This is a genomic window from Desulfomonile tiedjei (assembly GCA_016212925.1).
In the GTDB taxonomy this organism is placed as follows: Bacteria; Desulfobacterota; Desulfomonilia; order Desulfomonilales; family Desulfomonilaceae; genus JACRDF01.
Genome location: JACRDF010000003.1, coordinates 154326 through 170843, shown reverse-complemented (window position 1 = coordinate 170843; position 16518 = coordinate 154326). Strand labels below are relative to the sequence as shown.

The following is a 16518-nucleotide window of genomic DNA, read 5'->3' as shown; positions in this document are numbered from 1 at the left end:
GCGTTTCGGCTTATGGGAGAATTAACATTCATACATGCCGCGGATGTTCATCTGGGGCGGCCCTTTTCAGGTTTGCGGAAATCCGACCCCGAACTCGCGAGTTTATTCGTGTCAGCGGGTTACCGGGCTTGGGAGAGACTTGTCGCGGCCGCGATAGATCGAGAAGTTGATTTCGTCACATTGGGCGGGGACACTTTCGACGTATGGTATCCTACGATACGCGCTCGGGTCGCATTCAAAGATGGAATAGAGCGCCTCCATTCGGCCGGGATTCCCGTTTTTATGGCTCTCGGCAATCACGACCCACTGGCCGGCTTCCCCGAAACACTTACCGCATTGGCGGGGCTCCACATCTTTCAGGAGAAAGTCCAGGGCAAAAGCATCGGTCGCGCGGAGTTCACGCAGGGCGCGGTGATCTTCGGGGCCAGTTTCGCCAAGCCTGAAGTCAGCGACAATCTGGTGCGCACCTTCCGGAGAGACCCCGGCATTGAAATAGCGATCGGGGTTATACATGCCAATGTGGGCGGTGTTGGCGGGCACAAAAACTATGCGCCGTGTTCCGTAGATGACTTGGTGGTTTCCGGTATGGACGCTTGGTGCCTCGGACACATCCATGCAGGAGGGATTCTCCGCGATGATCCCCTGATCCTCTATTCCGGCGCGGCCCAAGGATCAAACATCAACGAATCCGGCCGCAAGGGAGGCTACCTTGTCGCAGTGAAGGGCCGCGCTGCGCCTCAAGCCGAGTTCGTTCCCCTTGGGTCTGTCCTATGGGACACGGTCGAGATAGATGTTTCCGACGTTACCGGAGCTGACGATTTTCTGGGCATCGCGGAAGAGGCGTGCTCGCAGGCCACGGGAACCGACCCGGGTTTAGAGGCCGCGGTGCTGAGGATAGGTCTTCAGGGGAGCCCGTCGACAAGCGTCTCGGAACTGATCACACGAGAAGCGCAGGAATTGCTCGCGGAAAGACTGGCTGATCTGCCGGTTCCTGTTGTACTCGACGGAGTTTGCGACTGGACTACAGATTCTTTTGATATTGAGGCGCTGCACAATGAGGAAGGGTTTCTCGGGGAATTTATTCGAATGTGCCGCAAAGTTCAGTCAGATGCGGCAGCGATTGAAAAAATGGCCGGAGAAATTTGCGCAGACCTTTCACGAAAAGTCCCCTCCCGGTACGTTGGAGAGCAGATTGATCCGTCGCGCCTGGCGACAGATCCCGAGACTCTCGCCGGAACCATGAATCGTGTGGCTCGGCAGGTGGCTCAAATGTTCATTCGATCCAAGATCTCATAGCGGTAGCGCCAAAGGACGCTCGTCCATGTGGATTGAAGAAATCTCTATCAACTCCTTCGGGGCCTTTAGCAACGGTTGCGTCAAAGGACTCGGGCCGGAACTCACGGTCTTGATAGGGCCCAACGAAGCAGGAAAGACCACCATACTGGAATTCGTGCGTTCCGTCTTTTTCGGCTTCAGGAAGAAAAGCCCCAGGAACAACATCTACGAGTCGCGTTCCGGTAACGCTCGAAGTGGATGGGTTACCATTCGAACCCCGCTCCACGGCAGATTGCGCGTGGAACGTACAGAGAAATCCGGCTTAAGAGAAGGGCTACTTGGAATTGTTGACGAGCAGGGTAATCGTGTCGATGTCGCGTCAATGCCGGTGTTGCGCGACGGAGCCGAACGGCGTCTGTTCCAAAGCTTCTTCGCGTTTGACCTGGACAGCATGAGGCAATTGGACCAGGACGCTCTCAGGGGAAAAATAGTAGCCACGGCCCTGGGATCGTTTCAAATAAATCCTCTGGATGTCATGAAAAAGGTCGATGAGCGCCTCAAGGAGCTGGGAAGGCGATCCAGTCGGGATGAGGGCTCGCTCGAAGGGATACAATCACGGATCAAGGAAATCGACAAGCGCCTGAAAGTACTCGGCGAAAAGCCAAAGAGGTATGACGCGCTCAAAATAGAACTCGATACCGTGAACAAAGGACTCGTCCACTGCAAGGCCCAGATTCAATCCAAGCAATCATTGCTGCACGGATTGGAGGAAAACCTCCGCTTCGAAGAGGAATGGAAAAAGCTGCTTTCCTTGGACCATGAGATTGCGCGGCTGGAAGGGGTGCGCAATTTTCCGGCGGACGGGGTCCTCAGGCTGGAACAGGCCTTGGAAAGGCTGAGGGAGGCCCGAGAAGGGATACTGGAAGAGCAGAAGACCCTGGATCACATTCAGGGCCGATATGAGTCGCTGAACCCGGATACAATCTTGACGGAGCATCAAAGCGCCATCCGTTTTCTGGGACGGGAAGCGCAGCGATTAGGCGGGTTACCGAGGGAATTAGAGAAGGCCCAGGCCGCGTGTAAGCGATCCAATGATGCGGTGGACAGGGCTATTCTTGACCTCGGAGTCGGATGGACCCGAGAAAACGCCTCCTCGACCGAAACATCAATTGTATTGGAACAGTCTATTCGTTCTTTCATGACTTCCTGGCGCCAATGCTCGGAGAATATTCTTGGCCTGAAATCACGTATGGCTGAAGCTCTGGAAAGGCGCCGTCGCGAGGCTGAAAAGCTGCACCAAATGCAAAGAGACCTTAAAGCGCTTGAGCCAAATTGCCGGGGCCACCTTCCCCGGGAGTCTCAGCGCAGGCTTCACCAATGGAAAGAAATCTCCGCCCGCGTTGCCGACCTGCGGGAAAGACTCGGGGAGAAATCTCAAAGCGTGAAAAGAGCCATCGCCCACAATGAGGAACTGAACGAAAGACTGGAAGAGTTGAATTCCCAACCCGGCACCATCGTTCCCGCGTTCCCGTTCTGGGCGTTGGTCGCTTTATTGATTTGCTCGGGCATAGGGTTGCTGCTTGCTTCAAGACACGTGTTGGAGGCTTCAAGCGTTTTGATCCCACTCGGAGTGATCCTGACGGCCGCAGTTCCGGTAATCATAAAATGGAAAGTGCATGGAGACCGTCGCCGCCGCTCAGTCCTCGTAAGGGAGAAGGATACTTTGGCCAAGAAGTTGGCCCAAAACACGAGTGACATTGCCGGGATCGAAAAACAGCGCCGCGTCATTATTCAAGAAATAGAGAGCCTCAAAAGCGAAGCAGCGGACATCGCAGGCCAGGTTTTGGGTGACCCGGACGCGGGCCTCGCGGAAATCCTGATGGCTGAAAAGCGGTCTGCCGCCGCGGAGGAGCCGTTCAGGCGGAGGCGAGCGCTCGACGACGCTATTCGGCTAAACCTGGCGGACGCTGAGATCGAAGAGAGCAGAAGAAAAGACATCGAAGAATCTCTGCGCTCCGCGGAGCAAGCAATGGCGACTTTGAAAGCCCGGTGGACCAACGACCTCTCCGGTAAGGGATTCGACCCGGCGTTGGAACCTGAAACCGCAATAGAATTGATTCAACGACTTAGAGACATAAAAAACAACTTACAAAGGATAGCTCAAGAACAAGCAATTCTGGTTGAAATGACAGAAGAATGGAACAACTTCGCCCGCCAGGTCGAGTTGTTGGCGTCTCAATTAAACCGCCCCATGCCGAGCGACGTTTCACCGATGGACCAGGTGGAAACATGGGCCGGAGCCGAGAAGGAATCCAGAGAAATCCTTGCAGAAAAACAGACCCTTTCGGAAAAAAGACGCGAGCACGAAGTCCGTTTAGGTGTCTTAAGCAAGAAGGCGGAAGAATCCCAAGACCGGGTGGCAGCGCTCATGGAGGCCGCGAGCGTTACGGATGAGGAAGCGTTTCGTGAACGAGCCGAACTTCATGACCAATACAGGGTGATGGCTCAAGAACAACGTGTGCTCACCAACAACCTGTTGTCGGGCCTGAAATCCCACGCAGAAGCCGAAATGCGAAGCCTGCTGGATACTCGGGACTGGGATGGCGATCGAATCCTGGTGGCGCAACTACACGCGGAACTCAATGAATTAGGGCAAGCGTCCCAGGAATTGGCCGGCCGCAAGGGAAGACTGGAAAAGGAGATTGAAACATTGGAGGCTGAAGAAGAGTCCGAACTGTTGTTGGCGAAAAAAGAAGAATGGGTGGCGCGCTTGAATGCAGCGGCAACGGAATGGACCGACCTTAAGATAGCCTTCTCCATGCTGAGCGAGACCCTCAAGTTTTATGAGTCGGAAAGGCAGCCGCGGGTCCTGGAGAAGACTTCCGAATTGCTGAGGGCCATCACGGGAGGCGCGCTGAGCAGAGTATTGGTGCCTCTGAATGAAGACAGCGTGATACAGGTGGAACGTGCCGACGGGAGCCGCATTGACGAAAACTTGTTGAGTCGTGGAACTTTGGAACAGGTCTATTTGTCTTTGAGACTGGCCCATTTGGAAACACACAGCAATGGCGGATTTGCAGTGCCGATCCTGATGGATGACATCCTGGTGAATTTCGATCCCGAGCGGGCAAGCCGCACTGCGCAAGTCCTGGCTCAATTCTCCGCAGAAACGGGGATGCAGTTGCTGTTCTTTACTTGCCATCCCCATGTGGCCGGTCTATTCCCGCCGCAAATTGCGGTTCGTGAGCTGGGACTGGCCAGGTCTTGTGAAAATGACTAAATATAGTACCTGAACGATGAAGTATCCCTTTGTCTGTTCATCGTTTCCTTACAGGACGAAAGGAGCATCATGGCGTTGATGGAAGCCGTCTTTTCAACTAACGGTCTCGGCTGGGCGAGACTAAACCTGGTCAAATTGGCCTTCGTTGCAATGTTGGTAGTCTTTTTGCCTATCTCGGAACAATCGCAGTCGTTAGCCCAGCCCGCGGCGGTGCGGGGAGCCAAGGATTTGCAGGAAGCATTCCGCTCCGTCGCCAGAGAAGTCAAACCCGCTGTGGTCAATGTATCGGCTGTGAGAGTGGTCGCTTCTCGGAACAACATGTCTCAACTGGAACCCTTCGTCGAAAACCATCCGTTTCGTGAATTCTTCGGTGATGATTTTTTGCGAAAGTTTTTCGGCGCGCCCGGCCCTATGGAGCGTCAGAAGCAGCAGGGCATTGGATCTGGATTCATCTTCGACCCCCGAGGGTACGTACTCACCAGCAGACATGTGATAAGGGGCGCGGATGAAATCATTGTGACCCTCGAAGCTAAGAAGCAATACAAAGCGCGCGTAATCGCAGCCGATCCAAAGACCGACGTGGCCGTCTTGAAGATCGACGGCGGGACGTTTCCATATGCAAAGTTAGGCACTACGCGGACCTTGGACGTGGGTGACTGGGTGCTGGCCATTGGCAACCCATTTGGATTGATGAAAACCGTCACCGCCGGGATAGTCAGTGCCAAGGGCCGTTCAGATATGGGGATTCTCGACTATGAGGATTTCATCCAGACCGACGCGGCCATCAATCCCGGCAATTCGGGCGGACCGTTGGTAAACATCGACGGTGAAGTTGTCGGCATGAACACTGCGATTCTTTCTCGCAGCGGCGGGAATATGGGAATAGGTTTCGCAATTCCTATCGACATCATCAGGAAGGTGGCTGATGTGGCCATGACCAAACAGCCCACATATACGGAACGCAAGAATGCCATTCCCGGTAAGGCCCCGCAGCAGAGGCCGGCGCCAACGCCCGACGAACTTTTTGATCGAGAATTCCCCCGAGGCGCGTCGCGCGGCAGGGGTATTTGATACCGCGGACTCGGAATCCGTTCCATTTCCTTTTCAAACAGTGAGGACCAGGCAGAAGCAAAATCCGCACTGACCGGGTTGCCCGGTCAGTGTATGATTTTTGCTTATTTGCAAAAAAATTCCGATTTACGCGAGGCGGCCTGCCTGGAAGGCGGACAATTTGGGAATGACGGGATAGCCTTCCTGAACCTCGGACAAAAAAATCCGGCAATCGCTATAAGTTTTACCGCGGATTGCAAGAATCTCTTTTCAGATGACGCATATAGTAGTATTATAGAATCACACCTGAAAACAGGAGGATGTAATGAAGAACGGATTAATCCGCTTTTTGGTGGGGTTTGTCCCCGCTTCTCTAATTGCTGTCGCGTTATGCACCGCTGCCTGGGCTACAATTCCGGATGGATTCAAGGATGTCAAACTCGGCATGAAAAAGGCCCAGGTCTTGGACATTCTTCAGAAAGGCTCTGGGCACTTCTCTTACGACGATCTGGGAACGGAAATCGGAGAAATAATTCGTAACGACGACTTGTTCCGGTACGCCACGTACCGCTTCAACTCGGACGGCATGTTGATAGAGATCGGCCTGGAGATGCGTGAGATTCTGGGCAAAGACCGCGTTCTGGAGCAGTATGGAACGCAGCATGGGGTCAAATTGTCGCCGATGGAGCCGGCGGTGGACTCGGACCGAATCATTGAGGTGCGAGACAACAGCTTGGTGCTCAAAAAGGGCGGTGAGGCGAAGACCCGGTCCGCCAAGGGTGGCAACTGATACGGCTTGTTGCGCTCAGGGACCTGTTTCTAGGGTGTTGTCGACTACTTTGGAAATCACATCGATCAGCGGTTCAATCCGAGAGTTACCTGTCAGAATCCGCCGCACTTCACGGTGCTGGTAAACCGTCCCCATGACAATCATGTCCGTGATAGCCTCATTTTCTTCGAAGTATGCTTGATGACTGATAGCCGCTTCCGCTCCGATGTCGTTGTATACGCTTTTCAAGAAGCGGGCATCGGGACCGGGGACCTTTCTCACAACCACGTTTATATGGATCGCCCTTGTGGCCATCATTTTGCTGTTTCCGGCGCCCAGGCCGTCTATGGCCGCCTCGGCTTCCGCCAGGGAATCAAATTGAATTCTTTGCCCGATCATGGCTCTCTCCTTCGGGGCACCCTCTCTTTGAAGTAACTCGCGTCGAGTATCGCGGCACCATGGCAACGGCCAAGATTATGGTTGACTGTGGTCCGTTTGACAAGGCATGCTCACAAAGGGAAGAAAGCCTGTTTTACGGACAATGCGACGGCAGTGCTGCTCCGGCGGCGAAAAAGTAGGATTCTGGAGACGCACCAAACTGTGGAGGGGAACCCTATGGTGAGGTATCTTAAGGAAATAGTGTTTTGCTTTTCCGTTCTGTGTCTACTTCCAATCGCTGTGATGGCAGAAAAATTTGACCCCCCGGAGCTACAGGTAACTCCGTCGCCTGGGGAGGCCTGTTCCATTCGCCTAGAAGGGGTGGAAAAAGTCGTGGACTACGATGTCTCGCCGGCCGGTCCGGAGGTAGCTGTCCTTGTGAAGAAAACCGGCGGAGACCACGGTCTTGTGTTCTGGCAGATCGGCACCCAGGGGATATCGGAAGGTTGGAAGGCTCCGGCGGGCTTTATGCTCCGCGCGGTCGCCTGGCATCCCCAGGCGCAGGCCCTCTTCGTGGCCGGAGTTCAAAAGACTCACCATCAGATTGTGCGCTTGGACAAGACTGCAAGCGGATGGACCGCGCGCCGTATCTTTGAGTCACCGAATGAAATCCGGCGGCTGGTGATGGGTCCAAGGCCGTTTGCCGTTGGATCAGAACAGGAACCTGTAGCTTACCGACTTTTCCTGGGGATGAAGAATCAGGATGGAAAAACCTATCGGATCGTCTCGATAACCGAACAGGGAAAAAAGCCCTACCAGGTTATAGGCCCGGCCGATACGGTAACAGATCCCGGGAAGGAAGAGACCCCCAGCGAACTGATGGCCGCTTCTGCCTTGCCTATGGCCTTTCATCCTGCCGGCCATAAGTTGATCTGCGAGGACGAAGCGCGCAACTATTATTGGGCCGAATATGCCACAAACCGTTGGGGAACAACCACTCCTCTCATGGATGGGATGCTCAAGGGAGGGAGCGTTACTCCGACGCCCAACGGCTTGGGATTGTTGCATTGGCAGCCTTCGTTGCCCGGAATCGGCCTGGTCGTTGTCTCTACAGGGAAAGCGGATCGGCAGGCCGTCGATATGCAGTTTGTAGCCACACCATCATCAGTTCCGGATGGACGCGGAATTGTGGGATTGACTAAATCCAGTGACGGCTATTCTCTGACATACGTTCCAATCGCCGTGCCCTTGGCTGACGTAGTGAATGCCTGGTTGTTCCATCCATCCGACCAGGATCTTAGTTTGCTGGAAAAGCATGGCGGCTCGTTCCGAGCGTTGGACGATAGTCAACTCTACGAACTCTACCATTCCGAAAACTACGGCTCTTGCGGTGAGTTCACGCAAACTGTGTCAACGCGTCCCTATCTGGTCACCACTGACATTTTCTGGGAGCTGTTTGCTGCCGCGTTTGAAGGCCTCATGATTGTTCAGGAGCGAGAGAAAGCCATACCAGCATTCTGGAAATTCATTGCCGCCGCAGATCAATTTTACGGCAATTCAACTGTACAGTCCCCATGGAAGCAGGTTTTCAAGGCGCTGGCTGACATGCGCTCCAAGGACTCTAGAAACCCTGAGACAGCAAGAATCCGCGCAGCGAAACAGCGAGAGCACTCGGAAACGCTCGGAGTAGAAGTCGATTATGCGGAGCTGAAGCCCCGAGGGCATTACACGTCATCAGACACCATGAAGGGCTATTTCAAGGCTTTCCGTTATCTGACATCAGTATATTCGGTAGATGGCAAGCGCGCGAAAATCATGGGCGAACTCGAAACGCTTCCGCCGGAACTGCAAAACCAAGCAGTTGCATGGATCAACTGCTACAAAGGTTTTATTGCTCCATCCCGCTCACCGTTGGTTTGGAAAGGAGGCGCGGCAGGTCAACCGGCTTCTACTCGACATTCCAATCCGGTTCCTGCAATATTTCCGCTGTCATGGGGCTTTGATAATGAAGTATTGTATTCGACGGTTTTTCATCCTCATTTGCCGCGTGCCGAGCAGGTCTCCGGTCCAGCCGGGGAGCGTTTGACCCCTTCGGGGCTGGATTTGGCCTTGGCATTGGGAAGCCACTTGGCTGATACCCTGTTGGAGAGTGAATACGGAAAATACCCACCCCTGAAAGGTGTTCTGGAGAACCTCAGAAAGAACTTCGTTTCCAGCGCAAAGACAATGCGGGACAGTGAGAACCTGTATGATCGCTGGATAAGCGCCCTGGCTCTCCAATGGGCCGACGACGTGCAGTCCCCTAATGGGGAAAAAGATGAGCGTATTTGGCGTGCCAAGCGGTTGCAAACCGGACTGGCTTCCTGGGCCACCCTGCGTCATGCCACAGTACTGGTCAATGAGCGCACTGACGCACAGTGCGGCGAAGGCGGTTTTGAAGCAATTGTAATGCGATTTCCCAGAGGTTACGTGGAACCCGACCCACGAACTTTTGCAGCCATAGCAGGGCTGTTCGACACGGCCGTCGGGCACGTCGCGCAAAACATCCTAAACGCTCAGGATATTACTGCTCGGGGCGGGGACCAAGAGGATGGCGGCTCAAAATCATTACGAGAAGGCATAATACGGAGATTCAAGCAAACGGCCGGGAAGGCACGAAGGTTTCAGTCCATGGCTGAAAAGGAAATCCGTGGAGAGCCTCTGACTTATGAGGAGTGCCAGGAAATCTTGGACGTCGGGAAGGTAGCGGAACATCACTTCCTTGTTTTCAAGAGCCTGGGAAGCAAGGATTATGCTCTCTCGACACCTGAGGACATTCCCAAGATTGCGGACGTGGCTGGCGGAAAATTTGCCCCGTTCCTCATGGCTGCCGTGGGAAAACCGGTGGAATGGGATCACGTGGTTCCGTATTTCGGCAGACGTCAGATTGTAAAGGGCTCGGTTTATTCATATTATGAATTTGAGTCATCGAACCTCCTCAATGATGAGGAGTGGCGGAGCATGGTGGAGTCCCAGCCGAGGCCCGCGTGGCTTAGGCCTTTCTTTGCAGAAGAAAAGCCAGGGAAAGACTAATAATGGCCCCTCGGTACGCGCTAATCTTAGTTAGCTTATTGTCGTGGCTGTTGTGGTCACATGGTGTCTCGGCTGAGCAGCGCGAAATCAGACTTCTCTTCACAGGAGATGTTCTCCTTTCCCGAAATGTGCAGCTGGAACTCAAGCAGCGAGGGACTTCGCCGTGGACTGATCTTAGTGGTGTCTTTGGGCAGGCGGACTTGGTTGTGGGCAATCTGGAAGGGGCGGTAGGGGAACCAGCGGACTGTCTGCCCTCAACCAAAACGCCTCCGTGCTTCAGCATTCCGGAACATTTCGTGTCGTTGCTCGCATCAGGCGGTTTCAAGGCACTGTCCATTGAAAACAACCACAATCTCGATTTGGGAGAGAGCGGACGAGCCGCCACGATAGAGGCCCTGAAGGGAGTTGGGCTGGTCCCGCTGAGTTATGATTCGTCGCCCGGGTTCTTCCACTTTGATAGGGCAACTATTGGCATAGTCGCGGTAAATCTGGTTCCCGGTCGGGATGGGGGCCATCAAAGCATTCCTTCCATTGAATTGCAGCAAAAATTAAGATTAGCGAAAAATTTGGCTAATCTTGTAGTGGTAACGGTCCACTGGGGGAGCGAACTCCTGGACTGGCCCAATAGGAATCAGCGCGAAGGTGCCGAGTGGCTAATTTCCCAAGGAGCGGATCTGATAATCGGGCATCATCCCCACGTAGTGCAGCCTCCGGAAATGATAGCGGGAAAACCGGTCTTCTTTTCGCTGGGTAATCATTTGTTCGATCAGAAGTACCTGGCCACTAAGGAAGGCCTGATCGCCGACTGCAGAATAAACGGAGGAATTCTCCGGTGCACCGGAATCGCTACACAAACGGCTAAGAATTCTTTTTTTCCTCAGATCGTGGATAGCGCACAGCACAAGCTCCTTCAACCTATTCGGCTACGGGTTTCGACTCATGTTTCCGGTGTGCTGCTTCGCCCTGCAATTGGTGGCGGCGGCGAAAAAGGTGAGATAAGCTTGGAAGGAATCGTGGATGGCAAGCAGCTGTGGCAAACCCGCTCAAATAGCCTTGCAAGTATTACCCCTGCCCGGCTGGACGGAAAAAATGAATATCTTTTCACCCTGGAATGGCACTATTCACCGATTGACGGCGAAATAGGGCTCAGGCCCTATGTGTACAGCGTGACCCCACAAGGGCTCGTTGCGCGATGGCGCGGTTCAGCGTTAGCTTGGCCTCTGCTGGACGCTGTGATTTTGCCTGATGACGAGAGGATATTGTGCGGCCTGCACCGCGGAGACTCATTCATTGATCTGAAGCCCGACTCAAAGGTGGTACGCGTCGCGGCTTATCGTTGGAACGGCTTCGGTTTTTCAGGTGTGGACGATCCTGAGACGACCGAGACATGCCGAAAGTGCTTTGAAATTGGGAACAATGAAAGAAGACCGCCACCCCAAGCTCATTGAGCCCCTTTCGTGAATCTTTCAGGAACATTGATAATGAAAAGCAATTCTGTCACTCTGGTGCAAGCTATTTAACCTGCTCCAGGATCGGGCAAGATTCTTGACCAATTAACTCAAAAAGGATAAGGTTTTTCCTTATGATCCCTTTGAGCAAAGCAGGTACCGGGAGGTTTTGCAATGTCACAGTTCCAGGTGAATAAAACTTTCGCTGAAATTAATGAAAAGATTAAGCAAGGCAAGGCGGTGGTTGTCACCGCGGAAGAAATGATAGGAATAACAAAGGAGAACGGCCCGGTTGAAGCGGCACGGAAAGTTGACGTTGTTACCACGGGGACATTCGGGATCATGTGCTCGTCAGGGGCTTTCCTCAATTTCGGTCACACTAAGCCCAGGATCAGGGCCAGCAAAATGTGGCTCAACGGCGTCGAGGCTTATGCCGGGATCGCGGCGGTGGACTGCTACATCGGCGCGACCCAAACCCGGGAAGATGACCCGCTGAACAAGGTCTTCCCGGGCCGTTTCAGGTACGGCGGTGGCCACGTGATCGAAGATCTGGTCGCGGGCCGAACCGTGCGACTAAAAGCCGAGTCCTACGGCACGGACTGCTATCCTCGCCGCACTCTCGAGCGGGACATGACCCTGTCCGACTTCCCCGACGCGGTGCTCCTAGACCCCAGGAATGCATACCAGAATTATAATTGCGCCATTAATCTATCTAAGAAAACCATATACACCTACATGGGTATCCTGAGGCCCGAGTGCATGAACGCGAATTTCTCCACTTCCGGTCAGCTCAGCCCTTTGCTCAATGACCCGCTGTACAAGACGATCGGCATCGGAACGAGGATTTTCCTCGGCGGAGGCATCGGCTACGTCATTGGGGCCGGGACCCAGCACAACCCCTCGGTTCCGAGGTCTGAAAACGGCGTGGTTATGGGAGGAGCAGGCACAATCTCGGTGAGAGGAGACCTCAAGGGCATGTCGTCAAAATTCCTTAGAGGCGCGTCTCTAACCGGGTACGGCTGTTCGCTGAACGTGGGAATCGGCATTCCAATTCCCATCTTGAACGAAGAAATGGCAAGATTCACATCAGTGTCCGATGCCGAAATAATGGTCCCGGTGGTGGACTATGGCTCAAGCTATCCTGAAGGAGGCGGCCAGGCGATGGATTACGTTACCTACGCTCAGCTCAGGAGCGGTGAGATAACGTTCGACAGCAAGAAGATCCCCACCGCGCCTCTTTCAAGCTACTCGGCTGCGCTGGAAATCGCAAAGACCCTCAAAGAGTGGATTGGTTCGGGACTATTCCTGCTAGGGGAGCCTCAGGAGACGCTTCCGTCTGCGCCTTTCCAGGGATTTAAAGACTGAGATATGGCGGCTCCAACCCTATATGAGCCTCGCACTTACAGGGATTTCGGCGATGCCGGCCGGTTCAAGACTTTCCACGCGGCGGTGGAAACCTCAGACCTCTACGTCAAAGCGCACTCGGTGCTGAAACAGGAAACAGAGGATCTGATACGGCGCTGTCGAGGCCAGATTGAGGCTGCAATAGCTCGCAGGCCGGAATTCCTCAAGAACCTCGAACCTATCGAGGAAGACCCGGGCGACGCGGCCGTGCCCCTGCTTATGATCAGGGCAGGCAAGAAGGCCGGCACCGGGCCCATGGCCGCTGTGGCCGGCGCGGTGGCCGATTTTGTCGGCAGAGGCCTTCTGCAAAGGTCGCCTGAAGTGATTGTAGAGAACGGAGGCGACATATTTGTGATGGTTTCGCAGCCGGTTGTCGTGGGGCTGTTCGCGGGCAATTCCCCGTTCAACAATCGGGTGGGACTCAGGCTGGAACCGACACCTATCCCGCTGGGCGTATGCACATCTTCCGGCACTGTCGGGCCTTCGATGAGCTTTGGCGTAGCAGACTGTGCGACCATAATCTCCAGGGAAGTTTCCCTGGCCGATGCGGTGGCAAGCGGGCTTGGAAATAGGATACAAGGCCCGTCCGATCTGCAACGGGCGGTTGAATGGGCGATGAAGGTTCCCGGAGTGGATGGAGCGCTGGCGATAATCGGAGAGAAAATGGCGGCCCTGGGAGAAATCGAGTTGGTGCCGCTGTAGGTGAATTGGCGAAGGAAACCTTTTGCCTGGAAAAACCTTCGGGCAACGTCCTCGATCAAACACGAATTCGTACTTAATACACCAGAAAGATGAGGTGTGATAATGGCTTCAAGAAACGTGCTACTGATATTCAAGTCAAACATAATGTACAAGCCGGTAATTTACCGACTTGCGAAGGACTTTGACCTTGTGTTCAACATACTCGAGGCAAAGATACTGCCCCGACGGGAAGGTCGCATTCTTCTCGAACTACGCGGAGACGCCGACCTTATTGAAAAAGGCGTCAAGTTCCTCGAAGATCAACAGGTCGTAGTGGAGCGTCTTTCAGACAAGGTGTGGAGAGAAGAAGAACTATGCGTGCATTGCGGAGCGTGCACAGGCTTGTGCCCTACAGGCGCTTTGGTGGTTCTTCCGCCTGAAATGAAGGTGGCCTTCGACGTCGAAAAATGCGTCGCGTGCGGCATGTGCGGCTTGGTTTGCCCATTTGGAGCCATGAAGGACATAACTCTTTTCGATCCATTTGCGGAAGGGCGTACCGCCGGCTGATTTTGCAGACCCTGTGAGCGCAACGTCAGACGGTCTGAAACTGAAAGGTGGGGGAGTGCCCCGGCATTCTTTCAGCCGGGGCGGTTTACGAGAGGAAAATTAAAGTTGACGATGGCCCTAACGTTGCTGGTTAGTGTGAAGCAAGGCACATGCCAAGATGGCAAAATGTTACTACAAAAGGCTGTAGAAGCCCTCACTTTGAATCGGATCGCAAAGGTTCCGACGCGCTTCGGGTACGCGAAGGTATGAACTAATTCAAAAACATACCTGAAGGTAAGACTTGCCGACAGTAGCCCAATTCTCGTAACGACTAACAATAATGCTTAATGCCAAGGATGATCGTGTGGGGGCAGGTTGTCACCGATCTGCTTTGTCTCTGAGCCTGAACGCTCGCTTCAATTTCCAGCTTTGATATTTGTGATGGAGGGGGTCCCAAATTACCAGAAGGAAAACCACTACCACAGTAAGTGCAAGCGACCATGTGGAGAGGTTTTCCCAAGTTTCCATCACTTGATCACCAGGATGAACTTGATGGTCAGGACAACTACAGACTGCTTGACAGGTTGTCAACCTTATTCGTCGTGATGCGAAACCATCGGCTCGAACGGCGACCTTCTTCCGGGAAGGAAATTTCGCGCTCCGCGGCGGGTTGCAGCGAAGACGAGAGAGAAGGTTCGGTAAGGGCATCCCGCGTTTTCGCCGGATCGTTCGCTCGCATATCGGCTCTCTCTACGCGTCCTCACGTCAAATGGGATGCTGCTATATTCCCGGCCTTTCCGCGGCACTAAACAGCACAAAATTCGCTTGACCGGCCCCCTTGCCGGACATATACTGTGGTAGCAAGCTTAACCTGTGTTTCTCCAGTAGACCTCTTTTAAGGACGACGGGCGTTATACACAAGGATTAAGATGCCAGGACATAGGCGCCCGTGTCGTGGATTACCCTCCTGTAAGCTTCAGCCGGTTTATCCCCGTTCACAAAGAGCCCTTGTTCATCACTTCAAAGGCGTCCCCGAGATGGTAGAGGCGCCTGATCCAAAGGAGCTAGAGAATGAGTATCAGTATTTACGTCGGGAATCTTTCTTTCAATGCCGACGAGGGCGGATTAAAAAGTCTATTTGAGACCTACGGTGAGGTGGAATCCGCCAAGATCATTACCGACCAATTCACGGGCCGCTCGCGAGGATTCGGATTTGTCCAAATGCCGAACCGGGAGGAAGGACTTCGCGCCATAGAGGAACTGGATTCCAAAGATTTCAATGGCCGAACCCTGAAGGTTAACGAAGCGCGTCCAAGAAATACTGGTGGAGCGGGCCGCAGAGACAGAGGAGGAGACAGGGGAGACAGAGGAGATAGAGGAAGATCTCGCTGGTAGCCACTCCCGGCCTCTAGCCGTAAAATATAGGGCGCAAGACCACTCTCCGGAGGGTGTTCTTGCGCCTCCCGAAAACCAAAAATTAGCTATTGTCAGGCCCTCCGGCCTTTTCAGTGAAGCAAGCCCTTGTAGCCTTCACTGACTGCGAAGCCCTGTGAGAGTCCTCGTATGTATGCGCCCACGTTGGACTCCAGCCAATCGGCCGCCTCGTCTTCACCCAACTCCGAAAGCACTGAATACACACACCGCCAGTCCATCATGTTGCACCGTCCGTTATCCCGAACGCGCGTAATGGCTCGGAAGATTTCCTTTGCTACCGTTACCGGCATGGCAGTCACCGGCCTCGCATGTTATGTCTTTACAACCTTATTTTAGGGCTTTCCGCTGTGAGCATGCCAAAGCGGGCCGATCCGCCGCAAAACCTTTTTATCAGTTCCATGATCTCTTGGCAGGCTTCCTCGACCTCGGCTATCGGAACGGGTGGCAGACCGTCGACGTTGACCTCGATCGCCGTGGTCGAGGGTACCACCAAAGTATGTTTGGCTTGGCGCCACGTCCACCGTCGAGTCAGCACGGTCTTGCCTTCCACAAAGATGATCTCCCCCGGCAAAGGGTTTTCCGCCTGGTCCGAGTCCAGGGGTACAAATTCTTCATCACCGGTTGCCGCGCGGAGCGACATATCCTGGGTCAGGACGTCAATGGCATGGCCTCCGGCAGGGACAAGATGGTTCAAGGAAACCACGTTTCCTATATCAACCAGTGCATTGATTGACGGAATCTTGTCATTTTTCAAGACTCGCCGAACCATGGCTTCAATTGAGGGTCGGAACTTGCTCGGCTTGGCGCCGAACGCACGATAAGCCTCCCGCCAGGATGCCATCCGAGGATGTTCGGCCAGCTTTTCCAGATTCAGCGCCTGGCGTACGGAATCCTCCGCGGAACGCAGCAATGATCCTAGTTCTTCGGGGGATTCGCCGTTGGTGAGCCCCTGAGCTACCACAACTCCTCGTACGTACCCGGGAAATAAATCGAACACCTCTTGTGATATCGCGCAATATTTATCGTCTTGTTTCACGTTGCCTCCGACAACCATTGTAATTGGGCCTTATGCCGGCGGTTCGAGTCTTTGAGCTTGAGTGGGCCTTTCCGGCCAAGAACGGCCCTGACAGCGACGACTCGTCCGAAGACAGACGGAGGCAGCATAGCACGAAACAGGTGGC

At 54.0% G+C, this 16518-nt stretch carries 14 protein-coding genes; 10 read left to right on the top strand and 4 right to left on the bottom strand.

The features are described from left to right. The first annotated feature begins 12 nt into the window (after nt 1–12). The 4 genes from HY913_01360 (at nt 13) to HY913_01345 (ending at nt 6395) form a co-directional block, all read left to right on the top strand. Nucleotides 13–1296, top strand: a complete 1284-nt coding sequence (locus HY913_01360; GenBank protein ID MBI4961902.1) for a DNA repair exonuclease — start codon at nt 13–15, stop codon at nt 1294–1296. A 25-nt stretch (nt 1297–1321) separates the two neighbouring features. Continuing rightward, a complete protein-coding gene (locus tag HY913_01355) occupies nt 1322–4555 on the top strand; it encodes an AAA family ATPase (protein MBI4961901.1) in 3234 nt (1077 codons plus the stop codon). Nucleotides 4556–4624: 69 nt separating this feature from the next. Continuing rightward, entirely contained in the window at nt 4625–5626 is a 1002-nt protein-coding gene (locus HY913_01350) for a trypsin-like peptidase domain-containing protein (protein ID MBI4961900.1), read from the top strand. A 304-nt stretch (nt 5627–5930) separates the two neighbouring features. Then, complete coding sequence (locus tag HY913_01345; protein MBI4961899.1) at nt 5931–6395, top strand: hypothetical protein; 465 nt, start codon at nt 5931–5933, stop codon at nt 6393–6395. 15 nt (nt 6396–6410) lie between these two features. Here HY913_01345 and HY913_01340 read toward each other — a convergent pair whose 3' ends face one another. After that, nucleotides 6411–6773, bottom strand: coding sequence for a hypothetical protein (locus HY913_01340; GenBank protein ID MBI4961898.1), 363 nt, complete (start codon nt 6771–6773; stop codon nt 6411–6413). Between the two features lie 216 nt (nt 6774–6989). On the opposite strand from HY913_01340, the gene HY913_01335 reads away from it, so the two are divergent. The 5 genes from HY913_01335 (at nt 6990) to HY913_01315 (ending at nt 13924) form a co-directional block, all read left to right on the top strand. Beyond that, nucleotides 6990–9824 carry a DUF3160 domain-containing protein gene (locus tag HY913_01335; GenBank protein MBI4961897.1) on the top strand — a complete coding sequence of 945 codons (2835 nt, stop codon included), beginning with the start codon at nt 6990–6992 and terminating at the stop codon, nt 9822–9824. 23 nt (nt 9825–9847) lie between these two features. Then, complete coding sequence (locus HY913_01330) at nt 9848–11272, top strand: CapA family protein (GenBank protein ID MBI4961896.1); 1425 nt, start codon at nt 9848–9850, stop codon at nt 11270–11272. Nucleotides 11273–11446: 174 nt separating this feature from the next. Beyond that, nucleotides 11447–12637, top strand: coding sequence for a homocysteine biosynthesis protein (locus HY913_01325; protein MBI4961895.1), 1191 nt, complete (start codon nt 11447–11449; stop codon nt 12635–12637). Nucleotides 12638–12640: 3 nt separating this feature from the next. Next, nucleotides 12641–13378, top strand: coding sequence for a UPF0280 family protein (locus tag HY913_01320; protein MBI4961894.1), 738 nt, complete (start codon nt 12641–12643; stop codon nt 13376–13378). A 102-nt stretch (nt 13379–13480) separates the two neighbouring features. Next, nucleotides 13481–13924, top strand: coding sequence for a 4Fe-4S binding protein (locus tag HY913_01315; GenBank protein ID MBI4961893.1), 444 nt, complete (start codon nt 13481–13483; stop codon nt 13922–13924). 357 nt (nt 13925–14281) lie between these two features. On the opposite strand, the gene HY913_01310 is transcribed toward HY913_01315, so the two are convergent. Further along, nucleotides 14282–14431, bottom strand: coding sequence for a hypothetical protein (locus tag HY913_01310; protein MBI4961892.1), 150 nt, complete (start codon nt 14429–14431; stop codon nt 14282–14284). A 543-nt stretch (nt 14432–14974) separates the two neighbouring features. Here HY913_01310 and HY913_01305 point away from each other — a divergent pair. Beyond that, nucleotides 14975–15298 carry an RNA-binding protein gene (locus HY913_01305; GenBank protein MBI4961891.1) on the top strand — a complete coding sequence of 108 codons (324 nt, stop codon included), beginning with the start codon at nt 14975–14977 and terminating at the stop codon, nt 15296–15298. A 110-nt stretch (nt 15299–15408) separates the two neighbouring features. Here HY913_01305 and HY913_01300 read toward each other — a convergent pair whose 3' ends face one another. Together HY913_01300 and HY913_01295 are read right to left on the bottom strand one after the other, a co-directional pair. After that, nucleotides 15409–15627: a hypothetical protein gene (locus HY913_01300; protein ID MBI4961890.1), complete on the bottom strand. Its 219-nt coding sequence runs from the start codon at nt 15625–15627 to the stop codon at nt 15409–15411. Nucleotides 15628–15656: 29 nt separating this feature from the next. Beyond that, a complete protein-coding gene (locus HY913_01295; protein MBI4961889.1) occupies nt 15657–16373 on the bottom strand; it encodes a hypothetical protein in 717 nt (238 codons plus the stop codon). Nucleotides 16374–16518 lie beyond the last annotated feature (145 nt).